Annotated in this window: 18 protein-coding genes; 10 read left to right on the top strand and 8 right to left on the bottom strand. The window is 75.4% G+C overall.

Annotated elements, in window-relative coordinates:
• Window positions 1-108: 108 nt before the first annotated feature.
• From F1C76_13850 to F1C76_13840, 3 genes are read left to right on the top strand one after another with little or no spacing between them, the layout of a single operon-like run.
• A complete protein-coding gene (locus F1C76_13850) occupies window positions 109-450 on the top strand; it encodes a DUF202 domain-containing protein (GenBank protein QNG37523.1) in 342 nt (113 codons plus the stop codon).
• Window positions 378-797, top strand: coding sequence for a DUF202 domain-containing protein (locus F1C76_13845; GenBank protein ID QNG39243.1), 420 nt, complete (start codon window positions 378-380; stop codon window positions 795-797). Before F1C76_13850 ends, F1C76_13845 begins: the two co-directional genes overlap by 73 nt.
• A gap of 34 nt (window positions 798-831) precedes the next feature.
• Entirely contained in the window at window positions 832-1,137 is a 306-nt protein-coding gene (locus F1C76_13840; GenBank protein QNG37522.1) for a hypothetical protein, read from the top strand.
• Here F1C76_13840 and F1C76_13835 read toward each other — a convergent pair.
• The 3 genes from F1C76_13835 to F1C76_13825 all read right to left on the bottom strand — a co-directional run bounded on the left by F1C76_13835 (window position 1,134) and on the right by F1C76_13825 (window position 3,525).
• Window positions 1,134-2,780 (bottom strand): AMP-binding protein, encoded by a 1,647-nt coding sequence (locus tag F1C76_13835; protein QNG37521.1) that lies wholly within the window; start codon window positions 2,778-2,780, stop codon window positions 1,134-1,136. The genes F1C76_13840 and F1C76_13835 overlap by 4 nt on opposite strands.
• A complete protein-coding gene (locus F1C76_13830; protein ID QNG37520.1) occupies window positions 2,777-3,004 on the bottom strand; it encodes a hypothetical protein in 228 nt (75 codons plus the stop codon). The genes F1C76_13835 and F1C76_13830 overlap by 4 nt, the downstream gene beginning before the upstream one ends.
• A 173-nt stretch (window positions 3,005-3,177) precedes the next feature.
• Complete coding sequence (locus F1C76_13825) at window positions 3,178-3,525, bottom strand: DoxX family protein (GenBank protein ID QNG37519.1); 348 nt, start codon at window positions 3,523-3,525, stop codon at window positions 3,178-3,180.
• Window positions 3,526-3,580: 55 nt separating this feature from the next.
• Here F1C76_13825 and F1C76_13820 point away from each other — a divergent pair, with 55 nt between their 5' ends.
• On the top strand, window positions 3,581-4,810 hold the full coding sequence (locus F1C76_13820; GenBank protein ID QNG37518.1) for an MFS transporter: 1,230 nt from the start codon (window positions 3,581-3,583) through the stop codon (window positions 4,808-4,810).
• 1 nt (window position 4,811) lies between these two features.
• Here the strand turns inward: F1C76_13820 and F1C76_13815 are convergent, their stop codons facing one another.
• Entirely contained in the window at window positions 4,812-5,057 is a 246-nt protein-coding gene (locus F1C76_13815; protein ID QNG37517.1) for a hypothetical protein, read from the bottom strand.
• 80 nt (window positions 5,058-5,137) lie between these two features.
• Between F1C76_13815 and F1C76_13810 the strand changes: the two genes are divergently transcribed.
• Window positions 5,138-5,713: a dihydrofolate reductase gene (locus F1C76_13810; protein QNG37516.1), complete on the top strand. Its 576-nt coding sequence runs from the start codon at window positions 5,138-5,140 to the stop codon at window positions 5,711-5,713.
• A 95-nt stretch (window positions 5,714-5,808) separates the two neighbouring features.
• Here F1C76_13810 and F1C76_13805 read toward each other — a convergent pair whose 3' ends face one another.
• Window positions 5,809-6,231, bottom strand: coding sequence for a hypothetical protein (locus F1C76_13805; GenBank protein ID QNG37515.1), 423 nt, complete (start codon window positions 6,229-6,231; stop codon window positions 5,809-5,811).
• A complete protein-coding gene (locus tag F1C76_13800) occupies window positions 6,228-6,725 on the bottom strand; it encodes a hypothetical protein (protein QNG37514.1) in 498 nt (165 codons plus the stop codon). Before F1C76_13800 ends, F1C76_13805 begins: the two co-directional genes overlap by 4 nt.
• 44 nt (window positions 6,726-6,769) lie before the next feature.
• On the opposite strand from F1C76_13800, the gene F1C76_13795 reads away from it, so the two are divergent.
• The 4 genes from F1C76_13795 to F1C76_13780 all read left to right on the top strand — a co-directional run bounded on the left by F1C76_13795 (window position 6,770) and on the right by F1C76_13780 (window position 14,388).
• Window positions 6,770-9,031 carry a WYL domain-containing protein gene (locus F1C76_13795; protein ID QNG37513.1) on the top strand — a complete coding sequence of 754 codons (2,262 nt, stop codon included), beginning with the start codon at window positions 6,770-6,772 and terminating at the stop codon, window positions 9,029-9,031.
• A gap of 73 nt (window positions 9,032-9,104) precedes the next feature.
• Complete coding sequence (locus tag F1C76_13790) at window positions 9,105-10,388, top strand: class I SAM-dependent methyltransferase (GenBank protein ID QNG37512.1); 1,284 nt, start codon at window positions 9,105-9,107, stop codon at window positions 10,386-10,388.
• Between the two features lie 64 nt (window positions 10,389-10,452).
• Window positions 10,453-12,138 carry a DEAD/DEAH box helicase gene (locus F1C76_13785; protein QNG37511.1) on the top strand — a complete coding sequence of 562 codons (1,686 nt, stop codon included), beginning with the start codon at window positions 10,453-10,455 and terminating at the stop codon, window positions 12,136-12,138.
• Window positions 12,139-12,606: 468 nt separating this feature from the next.
• Complete coding sequence (locus tag F1C76_13780) at window positions 12,607-14,388, top strand: DEAD/DEAH box helicase (GenBank protein QNG37510.1); 1,782 nt, start codon at window positions 12,607-12,609, stop codon at window positions 14,386-14,388.
• Window positions 14,389-14,495: 107 nt separating this feature from the next.
• Here the strand turns inward: F1C76_13780 and F1C76_13775 are convergent, their stop codons facing one another.
• Window positions 14,496-14,984, bottom strand: coding sequence for a serine acetyltransferase (locus tag F1C76_13775; GenBank protein ID QNG39242.1), 489 nt, complete (start codon window positions 14,982-14,984; stop codon window positions 14,496-14,498).
• 93 nt (window positions 14,985-15,077) lie between these two features.
• Here F1C76_13775 and F1C76_13770 point away from each other — a divergent pair, with 93 nt between their 5' ends.
• The gene (locus tag F1C76_13770) at window positions 15,078-15,512 is read left to right on the top strand and encodes a DUF3592 domain-containing protein (protein QNG37509.1); all 435 of its coding nucleotides are present in this window, start codon (window positions 15,078-15,080) and stop codon (window positions 15,510-15,512) included.
• A gap of 4 nt (window positions 15,513-15,516) precedes the next feature.
• On the opposite strand, the gene F1C76_13765 is transcribed toward F1C76_13770, so the two are convergent.
• Window positions 15,517-18,426 (bottom strand): AAA family ATPase, encoded by a 2,910-nt coding sequence (locus F1C76_13765; protein ID QNG37508.1) that lies wholly within the window; start codon window positions 18,424-18,426, stop codon window positions 15,517-15,519.
• Window positions 18,427-18,627 lie beyond the last annotated feature (201 nt).

Below are 18,627 nucleotides of genomic sequence, written 5' to 3'. Positions count from 1 at the left end.
GGGCCGGACGCAGGACGGCGGCCCGGTTCCGGGCCGCCGTCGTCCCACCGTAGTCGGCGCCGACCCGCCGGGCCCGCGGGTTCCTCGACCCCGCCCTACCCTGGCCGCGTGCCCGCGCCCCACCCGGACTACCGGTTCAGCCTGGCCAACGAGCGCACCCTGCTGGCCTGGCTGCGGACCGCTCTGGCGCTGGTCGCCGGCGGGGTCGCGGTGGCCCAGTTCGTGCCCGAGCTCGGTGTCCCGGGGGGCAGCCTGGCGGTGTCGGTGGGGCTCATGGCCGGCGGCCTGCTGACCGCGCTGCTGGGGTACCGCCGGTGGTCGCGGGCCGAGGCGGCGATCGCCGCGGACGAGCCGCTGCCGGTGAGCGCGATCGCCGGCTGGGTGACCGGCGCGCTGGCGGCCCTCGTCGTCCTGGTGCTCGTGCTGGTCGTCGTGGAGGCGGTCCGCTGACCGACGTGCGCCGCGCCGGGGAGACCCAGCCGGCCCGCACCGCGCTGGCCTGGCAACGGACCGGGCTGGCGGTGCTGGTGGTGGCCGCGCTGCTGGTGCGGACGGCGGTGGTGCGCGACCAGCCGCTGCTGGCCCTGCCCGCCGGGCTCGTCGCCCTGGTTGGGCTCACCCTGCTCGGGGTGCTCGCCCCCCGGCGGGCCCGCGGCGTGCGGCAGGCCGCGGAGACCGCGGGGCCCGGTGCCGACCGGACCTCGGTGCGGTGGGCGACCGGTCTCGTCGTCCTCACCGCCGTCGCCGCGCTGGCCGTCGACCTGGCCGGGCCGACCGGGGACGTTACCGGCCGGTAGCTCCCGGGGGCCGCCGGATGCGACGATGCCCGGCATGGCTGTCCGCACCGCTGCGTCCCGCGTCGTGACCACCCTGGCCGCGGCGATCCGCCTGGTCACCTCGGTGGTGGGCGGGCTGATCGTGCTCTACGCGGTGTTCACCCTCTTCGAGGCGAACCCGGCCAACCCGCTGGTGCAGTTCACCGCGGGCGTGCGCGACGACCTGGGGTGGTTCACCGTCGCCCTGTTCAACCCCGAGGACCCGAAGATCGCCGAGACGGTGAACGCGCTCATCGCCGCGATCGTGTGGGTCGTCGTGGGCAACCTGCTGTCCAAAGCGATCACCCGCCTCGCCCGCTAGGCGGTCGCGACCTCGGTGAGGCCGAGCTCCTCGCTGGAGACCTGGCGCATCTCGACCTTGCGGACCTTGCCGGTCACCGTCATGGGGAACGCCTCGACGACCTTGACGTAGCGGGGCACCTTGTAGTGCGCGAGCTTGCCGGTGCAGTAGGCCTTCAGCGCCTCGGCGGTCATCGGCTCGGCGCCCGGGCGCAGCTGCACCCAGGCCATCAGCTCCTCGCCGTACTTCTGGTCCGGGACGCCGATGACCTGCACGTCGGTGATGTCGGGGTGGGCGTAGAGGAACTCCTCGATCTCGCGCGGGTACACGTTCTCCCCGCCGCGGATCACCATGTCCTTGATCCGGCCGACGATGTTGACGTAGCCGGCCTCGTCCATCACCGCGAGGTCGCCGGTGTGCATCCAGCGGGCGGCGTCGAGCACCTCGGCGGTCTTGGCCGGCTCGTCCCAGTAGCCCAGCATCACCGAGTAGCCGCGGGTGCAGAGCTCACCGGTGGTCCCGCGGGGCACGGTCAGACCGGTCTCGGGGTCGACGACCTTGCTCTCCAGGTGCGGGTGGGTGCGCCCGACCGTGGCGGTGCGGCGGTCGAGATCGTCGTCCGCGCCGGTCTGGGTGGACACCGGGGACGTCTCGGTCATCCCGTAGGCGATGGTCACCTGCTCCATGTGCATCTCGGCGACCACGCGCTTCATCACCTCGACCGGGCACGGCGAGCCGGCCATGATCCCGGTGCGCAGGCTGGACAGGTCGTAGGAGGCGAAGTCCGGCAGCGCGAGCTCGGCGATGAACATCGTGGGGACGCCGTACAGCGAGGTGCACCCCTCGTCCTGGACGGCCTGCAGGGTCAGCGCGGGGTCGAACCCGGGCGCCGGGATGACCATCGTGGAGCCGTGCGAGGTGCAGCCCAGGTTGCCCATCCCCATGCCGAAGCAGTGGTAGTAGGGCACCGGGATGCACACCCGGTCGGCCTCGGTGTAGCTGCAGCCCTCCCCCACGAAGAACCCGTTGTTGAGCAGGTTGTGGTGGGTGAGGGTGGCGCCCTTCGGGAAGCCGGTCGTCCCCGAGGTGTACTGGATGTTGATCGCGTCGTCCGGGGACAGCTCGGCCTCGCGGCGGGCCAGCAGCGACCGGTCGGCGGCCCGGCCGGTGGCCATCAGCTGCTCCCACTCCGGGTCGCCGAGGAAGACGACCTCGCGCAGGTCCGGGCAGTCACCGCGCACGTCGGCGACCATCGCCCGGTAGTCGCTGGTCTTGAACTCCGGCGCCGCGACCAGCACCGAGATGCCGGCCTGCTCCAGCACGTAGGACAGCTCGTGGGTGCGGTAGGCCGGGTTGATGTTGACCAGGACGACGCCGAGCTTGGCGGTGCCGTACTGGACGAAGACCCACTCGGCGCAGTTGGGCGCCCAGATGCCGACCCGGTCGCCCTTCTGCACGCCGAGGGCGTCCAGGCCGAGCGCGCAGGCGTCGACGTCGTCGACGAGCTGCGTGTAGCTCCAGCGGCGACCGGTCGCGCACTCGACGAGTGCCTCGTGGTCGCCGACCCGCGCCGCCGTCCGGTCGAGGTTGGCCCCGATGGTGTCGCCGAGCAGGGGCACCGTGGAGGTGCCGCTGCTGTAGGACGGCAGCGCGGGGGCGGTCATGCCTTCTCGCCCGGACGGAGCTGGACGCCGGCGCGGTTGGGCTTGTCGGTCGGGTGGGCGTAGCGCAGCCGGTCGGCGGGCAGCGGGAACGCGTGGTCCTCACCGAACGGCGACAGGGACCCGGTCATCTCGCTGACCAGCTCGGTCAGCGGCGGGCCGCCGTCCTCGGACTGGCCCCAGGTGGGCTCCACCAGGTGGGCGTGCTTCTCGTTCTTCTTGGCCACGGTCGCCTCCGGTGCTCGAGCCCGCTCGTGGGTGCGGGCCGCTCGAGGGTCATCTTCCCGTGCATCCCACCCCGGCCGCGACACCCCACGCCACCCCCGCTCAGGGGTGGGGTGCCGGAAGTGGTGCAGCCGGCGCCACGCACGAGCCGGAGGTCCGGCTGGAGACCCCCGGGTCAGGCGGTGAGGCTGCGCAGCACCAGCGCGACGATCGCGAACACGAGCAGCCCGGCGGCCGGGCCGTACCCGCCGTCCTTCACCCGGAGGTGGGCGACGACCGCACCCAGGAAGTAGAGGACGACGCCGACCGCGGCTGCGATGCCCAGCGGAGCCCAGGCCAGACCGACGAGCAGGCCGGCCGCACCGGCGATCTCCAGGGCGGCGAGCACCGGGATCCGCTCGGCCGGCACCCCGACGCCGGTGACCGCCGCCGTGGCGCCGGGGTTCTTGGTCAGCTTGCCGACGGCGGAGGCGAGCAGGGCGAGGGACAGCAGGACGCTGACGGCGACGGTGGCGATGAACACGGGGACTCCCGGGGCAGGTCGGGCGGAGGGGTGACGGGCCTAGGGTCCACTCCTCGTGGGGGCGTTCAGCGAAGCCGTGGCGCCGGCGCGGCTGGGTCGCAGCTTCCGCTGGCTGCTGGCGTCGTCGTGGACGTCGAACCTCGGTGACGGGATCGCGCTGGCCGCCGGGCCGCTGCTGGTCGCCGCGCTGACCCGGGACGCCTTCCTGGTGTCGCTGGCCGCGACCGTGCAGTGGCTGCCGCCGATGCTCTTCGGGCTGTTCGCCGGGGCGGTGACCGACCGAGTCGACCGGCGGCTGCTGGTGGTCGCGGTGAACGGGGTGCGGGTCGTCGTCCTGGCCGTGTTGACCGCCGCGCTGGCGACCGCCGCGGTGCCGATCGCCGCCGTCCTCGGGGCGCTGTTCCTGCTGGGCACGGCCGAGGTGTTCGCCGACAACGCGACCTCGACCCTGCTGCCCACGCTGGTGGTCCGCGACGACCTCGCGGTCGGCAACGCCCGGGTGCAGACCGGCCTGATCACGATGAACCAGCTGGCCGGTCCACCGGTGGGCGCGGCGCTGTTCACCGTGGGCGCGGCCTGGGCGTTCGGCGCGACCGCGGTGCTGGTGGCGCTGGCCGCGGTGCTGGTCTCGCGCATCTCGCTGCCCGCCACGGGCCGGGATGCCGGCCGCCCCGCCCGGCTGCGCGCCGACATCGAGGAGGGCGCCCGCTGGGTGCGGCACCACCCCGCCGTCCGGACGCTGGTGATCACGATCTTCGTCTTCAACCTGACCTTCGGCGCGGCCTGGGCGGTGCTGGTCCTCTACGCCACGCAACGCCTCGACCTCGGCGAGATCGGCTACGGCCTGGTGACCACCGTGATCGCCGCCGGCGGCCTGCTGGGGACGACGGCCTACGGCTGGATCACCCGGCGGGTGAGCCTCAGCGACCTGCTGCGCGTCGGGCTGGTCATCGAGACCCTGACCCACCTGGCACTCGCGCTGACCCGCAGCCCGTGGGTGGCGATGCCGGTGTTCTTCGTCTTCGGGGTGCACGCCTTCGTCTGGGGGACGACCTCGATCACCATCCGGCAGCGCGCCGTGCCGCGACACCTGCAGGGCCGGGTGGGCAGCGTCAACATGGTGGGCACGACCGGTGGGCTGGTCATCGGCTCGCTGCTGGGCGGGGTGCTCGCCCAGCGCTACGGGGTGACCGCGCCGTTCTGGTTCGCGTTCGTGGGGTCGGCGGTGTTCGTCGTCGCCATCTGGCGGCCGCTGCGGCACGTGGCGCACGCCGACGAGAGCTGACTCAGCGAGGTTCCTGCTTGCCCTTCCACGTGGCGGCGTGCGCGTCCGCGGTGCCCGGGGTGGCGCCGCCCTGCACCATCTGGCTCTCCCGCCGGACGGTCTCCCAGCGGTGCGACCGGGCCGAGGACGCCATCCCGGCCGCCGACCGGGGGTTCGCGCCGCGCCGCCGGGCGTCCCGGTCGAACCACCAGGAGGTCGCCAGCGCCAGCACCAGGACGCCTGCGACGGACCAGACCAACCACGCCACGGGAGCTCCTCTGCTCGGTGGGACACCGTACCGAGTCCAGCCGGTCTCGCGCTGTTCGACCGTCGCGCGCCGAGGCACCGATGAGTCCGCCGAGCGGGCGGAGTCTGCTCGACGTGAGCACAACGCAGGCAGGTCTCGGCGCGGTCGTGGTCAACCGGTCGGTCTCGGTGGACGGGTTCATCGCCGGCCCCGGCGACGACATGAGCTGGGCGATCCGGTTCATGCACGAGGACCGGTTCCCGGAGGTGGAGGCACGGACCGGCGCGATGCTGATCGGGCGGCGCACCCACGACGTGAGCAGTGCGATGGCGCCCGAGGACACCGAGTACGACGGCGGCCCGGTCTTCGTGCTCACCCACCGCCCGCCCGCCGAGGGGCACCCCGGCGTCACCTTCCTGACCGGCGCGCTCGCGGACGCCGTCGCCACCGCTCGTGCCGCCGCCGGCGGGAAGGCCCTCGAGGTCCTGGGCGCCGACCTGGCCAGCCAGTGCCTGCAGCAGGGGCTGGTCGACGAGGTGCTCGTCTACGTGCTGCCGGTCCTGCTGGGAGACGGCGTCCGGTTCTCCACCTCGGCGCTGGGCCGGGTCGACCTGGAGCCCGTCGAGGTCCAGACGTCGGGCCCGGTGACGATGCTGCGCTTCCGGGTGCGCCGCTGACCGGTCCTCAGCCACCTGCGTGCGTCCTCAGCCACCGACGTCGGTGGAGGAGGACGCACGCAGGTCGTCGGAGCTGATCGACGCCCGGGAGGGGGTCAGCGGGCGGTGAGGGAGCGGCGGACGGCGTCGGCGGTGGCCGGGTCCAGCGGTGCGTCGGTGGTCTCGAAGGCCACGGCCACCCCCGAGGGGTCGGGCAGCACGTAGGAGAGCAGCGCGGCGCAGGCGTGCGCGGCCTCGGCGGTGGTCAGGTCGTGCGGGGACTGCCAGGCACCGGCGGACGGCGGGAAGAACCGCAGGTGCTCCGGGGGCACGGTCACCTTCCCCGAGGACACGGCGAACCCGTCGCCGAGCCGGGCGACCCCCACGTGCGGGTCGGCGGAGAACACCAGCCAGGCGTCGGAGCCGTGCGTCTCCACGACGACGAGGGCGTCGCGCAGCCGGGCGGCCCAGGTCTGCCACGGCGGGGACAGCTCGGGCAGCTCCAGCGGCGGGCGGGGGCCGCGCCGGAACCAGCTCACGACTTCGCCCCGTAGAGGGTGCCCGTGCCGTCGGCGGTGAGCACCCAGCGGCCCGGGGAGACCGGGGCGAAGCGGACCTCTCCGCCGTCCAGGCGCTGCACGGCCCGGGTGCGCCAGGTCGCGGTGGACAGCAGCCGCAGGTCGACGTCCTCGGCGCTGTCGTCGGGGCTGATCCGCATCAGCGCGGGCCCGGCGATCCGCAGCCGGCCGGTGCGCCACCCGGTCTCGCCCAGCGCCCGGGTCCAGGCCCGCACCCGCAGCCACGAGCCGACCCCGGCGACCAGACCGGCCACCCCCAGCAGCACCAGCGCGACGACGAGCAGACCGGCGAACGGGACGCGCTGCCCGCCGTCCTCGGTCACCCGGGTGGTCGCGATGCCCAGCAGCACGGCCAGCACCAGGGCGACCGCGCCGCCGCCGATCCAGCGCAGCGCGCCGGCCCGGGTCGCGGCCAGGTCGGTGCGGGTCTGCGGGTGGTCCAGGGCACTCGGCACGCTCGACGATGCTGCCACCCCGACCGGCACGTAGCGTCGTCCCGATGCCCAGCACCGAGGAGTCAGCCCGACCGGCCACGCTCGCCGCCTGGCTGCGCACCCGCTCCGACGAGCAGCTGGGCGCGCTCCTCGCCGTCCGGCCCGACGTGGCCCGCCCGGCGCCGGCCGACGTGGTGGGCCTGGCCACCCGGCTCGCCGTCCCGGTGTCGGTCGACCGGGCGCTGGACGACCTGGACGCCTCGACCCTGCAGGTGCTCGACGTCGTGCTGCTGGCCGCCACCGACGGGGTGGCCCGCGCCGACATCGCCGCTGCGCTCCCCGACGTCCCGGCCGCCACCGTCGAGGCGGCGCTGGCGACCCTCACCACCCGGGCCCTGCTCTGGGGCGACGACGACCTGCACGCCCCCGAGCCGGTGCGCCGCGCCGTCCGGCACCCCGCGGGCCTGGGACGACGGGGAGCCGACCTGCGGGTCCCGCCCCCCGCCGACGTCGCCGAGGTGCTCGCCGAGCTCGACGACGACGAGCGGGCGGTGCTCGAGCGCCTTGCCGGGGACCGTCCCGTGGGCCACCTGCCCGACGACCGCGGACCGGCCACCGACTCCCCCGCCCGCCGGCTGCTGCGCCGCGGCCTGCTCGCCCGGGTGGACGCGGTCAACGTCGAGCTGCCCCGGGAGATCGGCCTCGCACTGCGCGGGGACCGGCCCTTCGGCCCGGCCCGGGTGCGCCCGGACGTCACCGAGGTCCAGCGCGACCCCGCCGTGGTCGACCGGCAGTCCGCCGGTGCCGCGATGGAGGTCATCGGCCGGGTCGGCGAGCTGCTGGTCGCCCTGGAGGAGGAGCCGGCCGGGCTGCTGCGCAGCGGCGGGATGAGCGTGCGCGACCACAAGCGGCTGGCCAAGCTGCTGGGCGTGGGCGAGCCCGAGGCCGCCTTCTACGTGGAGCTCGCGCACGCCGCCGGGCTGCTGGACGTCGGCGGCGCCCAGCGCGACGAGTGGCTGCCCACCCGGGCCTACGACACCTGGCGCGAGCTCGACCTGCCCGACCGCTGGTCGGTGCTCGCCGCGGGCTGGCTGGACTCCACCCGGCTCATCGCCCTGGTCGGGCAGCGGGACCTCGCCGGCAAGGCGGTGAACGTGCTGTCCCCCGACGTCGTCCGGCAGACCGCCCCGGCGATCCGCCGCTCGGCGCTCGTCGCCCTCGCCGAGCACCCACCCGGCCGGGGCCTGGCCCCCGACGACCTGGTGTCGGTGCTGCGCTGGCGCACCCCCCGGCGGGCCGACCGGCTCGCCCCGGTGCCCGCGCTGCTCGCCGAGGCCGGCCGGCTGGGCATCGTGGTCGGCGGGGTGCTGTCCCGCGGGGGACGGGGCGTGCTGGCCGACGGCGAGGACGGCGCCAGCGACGGCATGCGCGGCCTGCTGCCCGACCCGGTGGACCACGTGCTGGCCCAGCCCGACCTGTCCCTGGTCGCCCCCGGCCCCCTGGTCGCCGAGCTCGCCCAGACCCTCGGCGCGGTCGCCGACGTGGAGTCCTCCGGCGGGGCCACGGTCTTCCGGGTCAGCGACGCCAGCATCCGGCGCGCCCTGGACGGCGGGTGGTCCGCGGCCGAGCTGCACGACTTCTTCGCCCGCGCCTCCCGCACCCCGGTGCCGCAGGCGCTGGACTTCCTGGTCGACGACGTCGCCCGCCAGCACGGCCGGCTCAGGGTCGGGGCGATCGAGTCCTACGTGCGCAGCGACGACCACGGCCTGCTGTCCCAGGTGCTGTCCGACCGGCGCACCGCCGGAGCCGAGCTGCGCCGGCTGGCCCCGGGCGTGCTGGTCAGCGGGCTGGCGGCCGACGAGGTGCTCTCGGTGCTGCGGTCCTGCGGCTACGCCCCGGCCGGGGAGTCCGCCGGGGGCGCCGTCCTCACCCGGCCGCCCGCCAAGCCCCGGGCCGCTGGACGACGACCGGGCAGCACCGCCGGTCCGACCGGCCCGCGGCCGCTGGCACCGGGGGACGTCGAGGCCACCGTGCGGGAGATCCGGGCCGGCGACGCCGCACTGGCCGCCCGGCGCACCGACCCGGCGAGGCAGGTCCCGGGCGTGACGACGGCGGGCACGCTCGAGCTGCTGTCCCGGGCGGTCCGCGAGCAGCTGTCGGTGCAGCTGGGCTACGTCGACGCGCAGGGCACCGGCAGCCAGCGGCTGGTCCGCCCGGCGTCGCTGGTCGGGGGGTTCCTGCAGGGCTGGGACGAGGGCCGCGGGGAGAGCCGGACGTTCGCGGTGCACCGGATCACCTCGGTCACGCTCGCCGACGGGCCGGAATGAGCTGACCCCCGGACGCCTTGTCGAGGTCGTTGGTCCCTGCAACCAGCAGGGCGTCAGGACGAAGGACACCGGCATGGCACAGCGCACGACCGTCGCAGACCGACTCACCACGGTGCTCGGCACCGTCCTGGGCAGCGCGGAGCTCCCCGTCCGCCTGCGCGGCTGGGACGGCTCGATCGCCGGCCCGCCCGACGCACCGGTGCTGGCCGTCCGCGACCGCCGGGCGCTGCGCCGGCTGCTGTGGTCCCCGGGCCAGCTCGGCCTCGGCCGGGCCTACGTCAGCGGCGAGATCGACATCGAGGACGACGTCTTCGACACCTTCTCCGCGCTCAGCTCCGTCGGCAAGCTGTCCGAGACCGGCCCGATGCGCCCGCCCACGCTGGCCGACCGGCTGACCCTGGTGCGCACCGCCGCGAGCCTCGGGGCGATCGGCCCGGACCCCGCGCCGCCGGCCGAGGAGGCCGACCTGGGCGGGCACGGGCTGCGGCACTCCCGCCGCCGCGACGCCGCCGCGATCGCGCACCACTACGACGTCGGCAACGACTTCTACGAGCTCGTGCTCGGCGACTCGATGGTCTACTCCTGCGCCGTCTGGGACTCCCCCGACGTCGGCCTGGACGCAGCGCAGGAGGCCAAGCTCGACCTGGTCTGCCGCAAGCTCGGGCTGACCGAGGACTCCCGGTTGCTGGACGTCGGCTGCGGCTGGGGCTCGATGGCGATCCACGCCGCCGGCCGGTACGGCGCCACCGTCGTCGGCATCACCATCTCCGAGGAGCAGGCCACGCTGGCCCGCAAGCGGGTGGCCGAGGCCGGCCTGACCGACAGGATCGAGATCCGGGTGCAGGACTACCGGGAGACCGCGGACGCCCCCTACGACGCGATCAGCTCGATCGGGATGGCCGAGCACGTGGGCCGGGCCCGGCTGCCGGAGTACGTCGCCCAGCTGTCGGGGCTGCTGCGCCCGGGCGGCCGGCTGCTCAACCACGCCATCGCCTGGAACGCCGGCGAGGCGTCCTGGAGCGAGGACACCTTCATCGCCCGCTACGTCTTCCCCGACGGGGAGCTGCTGGGGCTGGGCGAGATGGTCGGCGCCGTGGAGGCCGGTGGCCTCGAGGTCGTCGACGTCGAGGCGTTGCGCCGGCACTACGCGCTCACCCTGCGCGCCTGGGTCCAGCGGCTGGAGGAGAACTGGGACGCCGCCGTCGCGACCACCACCGAGGGCCGCGCCCGGGTGTGGCGGCTCTACATGGCCGCCTGCGCGCTGGCCTTCGAGAGCGGCGCGATGGGCGTGGACCAGGTGCTGGCGGTCAAGCCCGGAGGCGAGCAGCCCCCGCTGCGCCGGACCGACTGGGTCTGACCCGGAAGCCCGGGGGCGTGCGCGTGGTTACCGTGGAGGACCTGCTCCTGACCGAAGGACACCTGTGACCGACGGACCCCTGATCGTCCAGTCCGACAAGACCCTGCTGCTGGAGGTCGACCACCCCCGGTCCAAGGAGTGCCGGGCCGCGATCGCCCCGTTCGCGGAGCTGGAGCGCTCCCCCGAGCACGTGCACACCTACCGGGTGACCCCGCTGGCGCTGTGGAACGCGCGCGCCGCCGGGCACGACGCCGAGCAGGTCGTCGACGCCCTGGTGCGGTTCAGCCGCTACCCGGTGCCGCACGCGCTGCTGGTCGACGTCGCCGACACGATGGACCGCTACGGCCGGCTCACGCTGTCCACGAACCCGGTGCACGGCCTGGTCCTCACCACGACCGACCGCGCGGTGCTCACCGAGGTCTCGCGCAGCAAGAAGGTCGCCCCGATGCTGTCCTCCCGCATCGACGAGGACACCTTCGTGGTGAACCCCTCCGAGCGCGGCCGGCTCAAGCAGGCGCTGCTCAAGATCGGCTGGCCGGCCGAGGACCTCGCTGGCTACGTCGACGGGCAGGCGCACCCGATCGAGCTCGACCAGGCCGACTGGCACCTGCGCGACTACCAGCAGGAGGCCGTCGACGGGTTCTGGGCCGGCGGTTCCGGCGTCGTCGTCCTGCCCTGTGGGGCCGGGAAGACCCTGGTCGGCGCCGCGGCCATGGCCGAGGCGAAGGCCACCACGCTGATCCTGGTGACCAACACGGTCGCCGGGCGGCAGTGGAAGCGCGAGCTCATCGCCCGCACCTCGCTGACCGAGGACGAGATCGGCGAGTACTCCGGGGAGCGCAAGGAGATCCGCCCCGTCACCATCGCGACCTACCAGGTGATCACCACCCGCCGGAAGGGCGAGTACCGGCACCTGGACCTCTTCGACGCCCAGGACTGGGGCCTGATCGTCTACGACGAGGTGCACCTGCTCCCCGCGCCGATCTTCCGGCTGACCGCCGACCTGCAGTCCCGCCGTCGGCTCGGCCTCACCGCCACGCTGGTGCGCGAGGACGGCCGGGAGGACGACGTGTTCTCCCTCATCGGGCCCAAGCGGTACGACGCCCCGTGGCGCGACATCGAGGCCCAGGGCTACATCGCCCCTGCCGAGTGCATCGAGGTGCGGGTCTCCCTCGACGACGAGGAGCGGATGACCTACGCGGTCGCCGAGCCCGAGGAGCGGTACAAGATCGCGGCGACCGCGCAGTCCAAGATGCCGGTCATCCGGCGGATCCTGGAGCGGCACCCCGACGAGCAGAAGCTGGTCATCGGCGCCTACCTCGAGCAGCTCGAGGAGCTCGGTGTCGCCCTGGACGCCCCGGTGATCCAGGGCTCGACGACCAACAAGGAGCGGGAGCGGCTGTTCGCGGCGTTCCGCACGGGTGAGATCAAGACCCTCGTCGTCTCCAAGGTCGCGAACTTCTCCATCGACCTGCCCGAGGCAGCCGTCGCCGTGCAGGTGTCGGGGACCTTCGGCTCGCGCCAGGAGGAGGCCCAGCGGCTGGGCCGGGTGCTGCGCCCCAAGGCCGACGGCCGGACGGCGCACTTCTACACCGTGGTCAGCCGGGACACCCTGGACAGCGAGTACTCCGCGCACCGCCAGCGCTTCCTCGCCGAGCAGGGCTACGCGTACACGATCGTCGACGCCGCGGACCTCGCCGGCCGCGGCGAGGTCAACGGTCCCGACTGGGTCGACGAGTCCACCGACTGAACGCCGGGTCCCCTCGCGCATCCGGGGCCTGGTTCGGGGAACGGGGGCTCCAGAGTGCGTCCGTGACCCCTCGTTCCCCGGAGTCGGGGCCAGGACCGGACTCAGCGTGCAGGCGGCGCCTCGTGGTCGCGCGCGATCGTCCAGGCCGCGGCGAACAGCAGCGCCAGGGCCTGGGAGCGGATCGGTTCGGGGCCACCAGCTGGCGCTCAGGCGCGACCGGCGGGCCCCCGGTCACCAGGTGCAGCAGCGTCGGGGCGTCCACGACGAAGCCCGTCACGGGCTGGGACGGTAGCGGTCCCGCGCAGTCCGGGACGGACCGGTCCACCCGTGGCGAGACGCTGACCACAGCACCCGACCCGGCTGCGGCGAACGTGCAGGTCAACGCCTCGCCGCCCGCTCCTCTACACGACCGGACGCCGCACACGCCGGGCAGATCGGGCTGGGCGTGTCGGCCGGTGGCGGGTCAGTATGGAGCCCGTCATGGCCTCCCCCGCACCCGTCTACGCCGCCGGCGCACGCCCCCTCCGCGCCTGGCAGCAGGAGGCCCTCGAGCGCTACGAGACCGAGTCGCCCAAGGACTTCCTGGTCACCGCGACCCCCGGTGCCGGGAAGACCACCTTCGCCCTGACGCTGGCCTCCCGTCTGCTCCAGCGCCGCGAGATCGCCCGCGTCGTCGTCGTCGCCCCGACCGACCACCTGCGCCTGCAGTGGGCCGACGCCGCCGACCGCGCGGGCATCGTGCTGGACCCCGGCCTGACCAACGCCGTCGGTCCGGTCCGGGCGGGCACCTCGGGCTACGTGACCACCTACGCCCAGGTCGCCGGCAAGCCGATGCTGCACGCCGCCCGCTCCACCTCGGTGAAGACGCTGGTGATCCTGGACGAGATCCACCACGCCGGGGACGGCCTGTCCTGGGGCGAGGCGGTCGCCGAGGCCTTCGGCAGCGCCCGCCGCCGGGTCTGCCTGACCGGGACCCCGTTCCGCACCAAGGCCGACGAGCGGATCCCCTTCGTGCGCTACGAGGAGGACGTGTTCGAGGCCGACGACGGCGAGCGCGGCGTCGGGCTGGCCTCCCGGGCGGACTACACCTACGGCTACAAGGAGGCGCTGGCTGACAGCGTCGTCCGGCCGGTGGTGTTCGCCGCCTACACCGGCACCGCACGCTGGCGGAACTCCGCCGGCGAGGTGGTCGCCGCCTCGCTCACCGAGGCCGGCACCAAGAGCGTGGAGATGGCCGCCTGGCGCACGGTGCTCGACCCCAAGGGCCAGTGGGTGCCGCACGTCATCGCCGCGATGGACGAGCGGATCACCCACCTGCGCGAGCACGGCATCCCCGACGCCGCCGGGCTGGTGCTGGCCTCGGACCAGGACGACGCCCGCGCCTACGCCAAGATCGTCCGCCGGATCACCGGCAAGGCGCCGGAGCTGATCCTCTCCGACGACCCCAAGGCGTCGAAGAAGATCGAGCGGTTCGCCACCGGCTCGGCCCGGATCGCCGTCTGCGTGCGGATGGTGTCCGAGGGCGTGGACATCCCGCGGGCCGCCGTCCTGGCCTGGATGACCTCTTACCGGACCCCGCTGTTCTTCGCCCAGGCCGTCGGGCGTGTCGTCCGGGCCCGGGACCCGCGGGAGTCGGCGACGGTGTTCCTGCCCGCCGTCCGGCCGCTGTTGGCGCTGGCCGCGGCGATGGAGACCGAGCGCAACCACGTCATGCCCCCGCCCAAGCGGGTGGAGGACGAGGACCTCGAGGCCCTAGACCTGCCCGAGCGCGAGCCCCGCGAGGGCGAGCTGCAGAAGTGGGAGGCGCTGGAGGCCGACGCCCGCTTCGCGCACGTGCTGCACGGGGGCACCGCGCACACCGGCGCCGGCAACCGCCCGGCGCTGGTCGACGGCGACGCCGAGGACTTCATCGGCATCCCGGGGCTGCTCACCCCCGAGCAGACCGCCGAGCTGCTCTCCAAGCGGGACGACGACCTGCGGCTGCGCATCGCGGCCAGCCACCGGGCCGGGGACGCCGAGGACTTCATGGTCGTCGACGAGCCCCCCGAGGAGGAGGCCGCCGGCTGGCGGGACGCCGCGGACCTCCGCCGGGAGATCAACCGGCTGGTCTCCCGCGTCTCGGCCAAGACGTCCACCCCGCACGCGGTGGTGCACACCCAGCTGCGCCAGTCGGTCCCCGGCCCGCCGTCCGCCTCGGCCTCGGTGGACGTGCTGCGGATGCGCCGGGAGCGCCTGCGCACGATGCTCTGACCCGCCCCGCGCTCCCAGCTTCGATCAGGTGACCTGATCAAAGACTCTCCGCCCTCACCGACGTTCGTGAGGGAGGACAGCTTTCGATCAGGGGACCTGATCCACGCTCAGCAGCGCCGGACGGCCTCGGGGGCGAGCATGACGGCGCCGGCGGGGACGTCGCGGACGACGGTGGCGTTGGCCCCGATCACCGCGTCGTCGCCCACGTGCACCGGCCCGACGACGACGGCGCCGGCCCCGATCCGCACCCGGTCGCCGATCACGGGCTGGCCGCGGCCGGTGTGGCCCACGGTGACCTGCTGGTTGACCCAGCAGTCGGCCCCCACCGCGGCGGCGGTGAGCGTGGTGGCGAACCCGTGCTCGATGAACAGCCCCGGCCCGATGACCGCGGCGTTGAGGTGCAGCGTGGGCAACGGCCGCCACAGGGCCCGGAGCAGGGCGCGCAGGGCCCAGGGCAACGGGGTCAGCCGGAAGTGCACCAGGGAGCGGAACTCCGGGTGCCGGGCGACCAGCCAGCCGAACCGGGCCCGGGGCGACAACGCGGCCACGTCCGGACGGCGCAGGCACGCGGCGAACCGGTCGGCGTCCCGGCGCAGGTACGGACCGGCCTCGGCGCGCTGCACCACCGCCCACAGCGGGGCGGCGGCGAGGGTGCCGGCCCACACGGCCGACCGGGAGGTCACCGGGCCATGGTGACAGCGCTCGGGCAGGCTGCACCGGTGACCTCCACCAGCGGTCTGCCCGCGCTCGTGCCCCTCGCGATGATCGTGGTGGGCGCCCTCCTCATGGCGGTCGGGGTGACCCTCTACCTCCGCCGGGTGCTGCGGTACTCCCGCTGGGTCCCGGCGCAGGGCGTGGTCACCGGACACCAGGACCTGTCCGGGGTCCGCCTCCCCGTCGTCCGGTTCACCACCGCGGAGGGCAGCCAGGTCACGGCCACCGCAGCCACCCCCGCCGACGTGGCGACGCCGGGGCGCGACGGAGCCGTCCGACTGCGGTACGACCCGGCCCGGCCCGAGCGGTTCACCCAGCAGGGCCTGGTGGTCGACCGGACCGCGCTGACCGCGCTGGCCGTCGACGCCGTCGGGGTGCTGCTCCTGGCCGCCGGCCTCGTGCTGCGCTGACCGGTCAGTCCAGCAGGCCGCGTGCGGCGGCGACGGCGACCGCCTCGGTGCGCCCGGAGACGCCGAGCTTGGCGAGCACCCGGGACAGGTGCACCGAGGCCGTCTTCTCGCTGATGAACAGCTGCGCACCGATCTGCCGGTTGGTGCGGCCCTGGGCCACCAGCCCGAGCACCTCGGCCTCCCGCGGGGTGAACACCGCGGCTGGGTCGACCGGGCGCGTCCCGGGGATCCCGGCGTCCAGCCGGCCCCGCCGGGCGAGGGCCGCCAGCCGGGCCTGCAGCGGGGCGGCCCCGAGCGCGACGGCCGCGTCGTGGGCAGCCCGCAGCACCGTGGCCGCCGACGTGCGGTCCCCGGCCGCGAGCAGCGCCTCGGCCTCCCGCCACCGGCAGCGGGCCAGCTCGTAGACCTGCTCGTCCCCGAAGGCGGCGCCGGCGGTGGCCCAGGCGGCGGGGTCGGCCGCGCCGAGCAGCCGGCCCAGCTCGGCGTCCAGCCGCAGCCCCCACGCCCGACCCTCCCGGGAGACCTCCCCGAGGTGCTCGGCGAACAGCGCCTGGGCGTCCCGGGCCTGGGCGACCAGCCGCTGGCCGGCCGCCACCCACCGGGCCGCGGTGTCGGCGTCCCGCGCCTCCCGGGCCACGACCGCGGCGTCGGCGACCGGCCCCAGCGCCACGGCCACCAGCCGGACGGCGACCAGGAAGTCCAGCGGCCAGATCTCCCGCAGCCGGCGGACGGTGCGCTCGGCGACGGCCACCGCGGCCGAGGCGTCCTGGCCCCAGACCGCCAGCTCGATCGCGGCGCTCCCCGCGGTGAGCAGCAGCGTGGCGTGCCCCAGCCGGTCGGCGGTGGCCGCGGCCCGGTCGACCTGTTCGCGCACCCCCTCGGCGCCGCGCGCCACGGCCACGTGCAGCCCGGCCACCCGGACGTGGGCGGCGGTGTCGGGGACCCGGGCGAGCTCCTCGGCGGTGGCCTGGGCGCCGGCCCAGTCACCGCGCGCCAGCCGCACCAGGACCTGCAGGAAGCGCAGCTCGGCGGCGTAGAAGCTCCACTCCACCCCGAGCGCGACGCTGCGGGCCACTGCCGGGTCGATCCAGCCCGCGGCGGCCCCGAGGTCGCCGTCCTCGTAGGCGATGCTGGACAGGTTGTAGGCGGCGCGCAGCTCGACGTCGACGTCCCCGGCGCGCCGGGCCCGCTCCAGTGCCTCGGTGAGCGCGGCGGTGCGGGCCACCGGGTCGCCGCTCTCGGTCATCCGGGCCAGCGAGATGACCACGTCGGACCACGCGTCCTCCAGGCCCAGCTGCTCGGCGCCGGCCAGCGCCTCCCGGGCCACCGCCTGGGCCTCGGCGTCGGCACCGCCGGTCGCCCAGGCGGTGCGCGCCCGGGTGGCGGCCGCCCAGACCCGCTCGGGGGTCACCGGCTCGGCGGGCACCAGCTCCATCGCCCGGCTGCTGGCGACCACCGCACCGGCCAGGTCGTCGACCCGGGTGAGCGCCTGGGCCAGGGTGGACAGCACCCGGGCGGCCAGTCGGGGGTCGGCGGTCTCGGACACCGCGTCCCGGGCCGCGCGCAACAGGGCCACCCCGCGGTGCAGCTCACCGGCCGCCCGCGCGGCGGCCGCGGCCGACAACAGCAGACCGACCTCGCCGTCCGGGACACCCGCGTGCAGGTCGGGCACCGCCGGCCACAGGGTGAGCGCCGCCTCCAGGTGCTGCAGCGCCTCGGCGGGCGCACCGACCGAGCGGGCCTCCTCGGCCGCCTGCCGGGCGGCGGTGAACGCCGCGGGCAGGTCGTTGCTCTCCCGGGCGTGGTGGGCGAGCTCGGCCGCGGTCCCCGTGCCGTCGACCCGCAGCCGGGCGGCGACGGCGGCGTGCACCCGGGTGCGCTCCCCCGGAAGCAGGTCGGCCAGCACCGCCTCGCGGAGCAGGGCGTGCCGGAACCGGAAGCTGCCGTCGGGTTCGACCACCAGCAGGTGTCGCTGCACCGTCTCGGTGAGGGCGGCGTCGAGCTCCCGGCCGGGCAGCCCGGCGACCGCGGCCAGCAGGTCGTGCCGCACCCGGCGGCCGGCGACGGCGGTGACCCGCAGGAGCTGCTGGGCGTCGGGCCCCAGCTCCTCGACCCGGGTCAGCAGCACCTCGGTGAGCCCGACCGGCAGCTGCGCGCCGCCCGCCCCGGCCGCCAGCAGCTCCTCGGCGTAGAACGCGTTGCCCTCCGCCCGGGCGACCACGTCGGCCACCACCTGCTCGTCGACCCCGCCGTCGCCGGCCGCCGCGGCCCGCACCAGGGCTGCCACCTCGACGTCGGGGAGCGGGGCGAGGTCCACCCGCTCGACCCCGGGCAGCCGGACGAGCTCGGCCAGGACCGGGCGCAGCGGGTGCCGACGGTGCAGGTCGTCGCTGCGGTAGCTGGCCACCAGCAACACCGGCTCCTCGACCAGCCGGGTGAGCAGGTAGCGCAGCAGGTCACGGCTGGACCGGTCGGCCCAGTGCAGGTCCTCCAGCACCAGCAGCAGGGGCTGCTCCGCGGCGAGTTCCCCCAGCAGCGCGGCCACCCCCTCGAAGAGCTGGAGCCGGGCGTCCTCGTCGGCCGCGGACGCCGCGGGTCCGCCCAGGAGCGGGGCGACCGCCGGGCGGCGTGCGGCCGGGGGCGGCTCCTCGCGCAGCGGGCGCAGCAGGTCGACGAAGGGGAGGTAGGGCAGGCCGACGTCGCCGAGGTCCAGACAGTGGCCGGTCAGCACCCGCAGGCCCGCGGTCCGGGCCACGGTGGCCAGCTCCCCGAGCAACCGGCTCTTGCCGACCCCGGCGTCCCCGGCCAGCAGCACCGCCGAGGGCCGACCGGCCCTGGCCCGTGCGACGTGCCCGGTCAGCCGGGCCAGCTCCTCGGCCCGCCCGACCAGCGGACCCTCCACCCACTGCGGCACGTGACCGATCGTGGCACGCCCCTCCGACACGTCCGGGTCAGCGCCGGCGGAACGGCCACCGCGGCAGGGCGGGCCGCCGTCCCACCCCACGGGCCAGGCTCAGCTGCTCACGGCGGTAGGCCAGTTCGGCCTCGGCTCCGGGTCCCCAGACGGCGTCCACGGGTGTCCTCCTCTGTCATCGGGTGCGATGACGAGGACGCT

The organism is Geodermatophilaceae bacterium NBWT11 (assembly GCA_014218215.1).
Classification (GTDB): Bacteria; Actinomycetota; Actinomycetes; order Mycobacteriales; family Geodermatophilaceae; genus Klenkia.
Note: the sequence above shows the minus strand (reverse complement) of the source record. Positions and strands in the feature narration are given on the sequence as shown.

Bases quoted from the DNA above. Each gene is read 5' to 3' on its own strand.
- F1C76_13840 (QNG37522.1), top strand. From the start codon at position 832: ATGGCTGTCCGCACCGCTGCGTCCCGCGTCGTGACCACCCTGGCCGCG.
- F1C76_13835 (QNG37521.1), bottom strand. From the start codon at position 2,780: ATGACCGCCCCCGCGCTGCCGTCCTACAGCAGCGGCACCTCCACGGTG.
- F1C76_13810 (QNG37516.1), top strand. From the start codon at position 5,138: ATGAGTCCGCCGAGCGGGCGGAGTCTGCTCGACGTGAGCACAACGCAG.
- F1C76_13795 (QNG37513.1), top strand. From the start codon at position 6,770: ATGCCCAGCACCGAGGAGTCAGCCCGACCGGCCACGCTCGCCGCCTGG.
- F1C76_13790 (QNG37512.1), top strand. From the start codon at position 9,105: ATGGCACAGCGCACGACCGTCGCAGACCGACTCACCACGGTGCTCGGC.
- F1C76_13780 (QNG37510.1), top strand. From the start codon at position 12,607: ATGGAGCCCGTCATGGCCTCCCCCGCACCCGTCTACGCCGCCGGCGCA.
- F1C76_13770 (QNG37509.1), top strand. From the start codon at position 15,078: ATGGTGACAGCGCTCGGGCAGGCTGCACCGGTGACCTCCACCAGCGGT.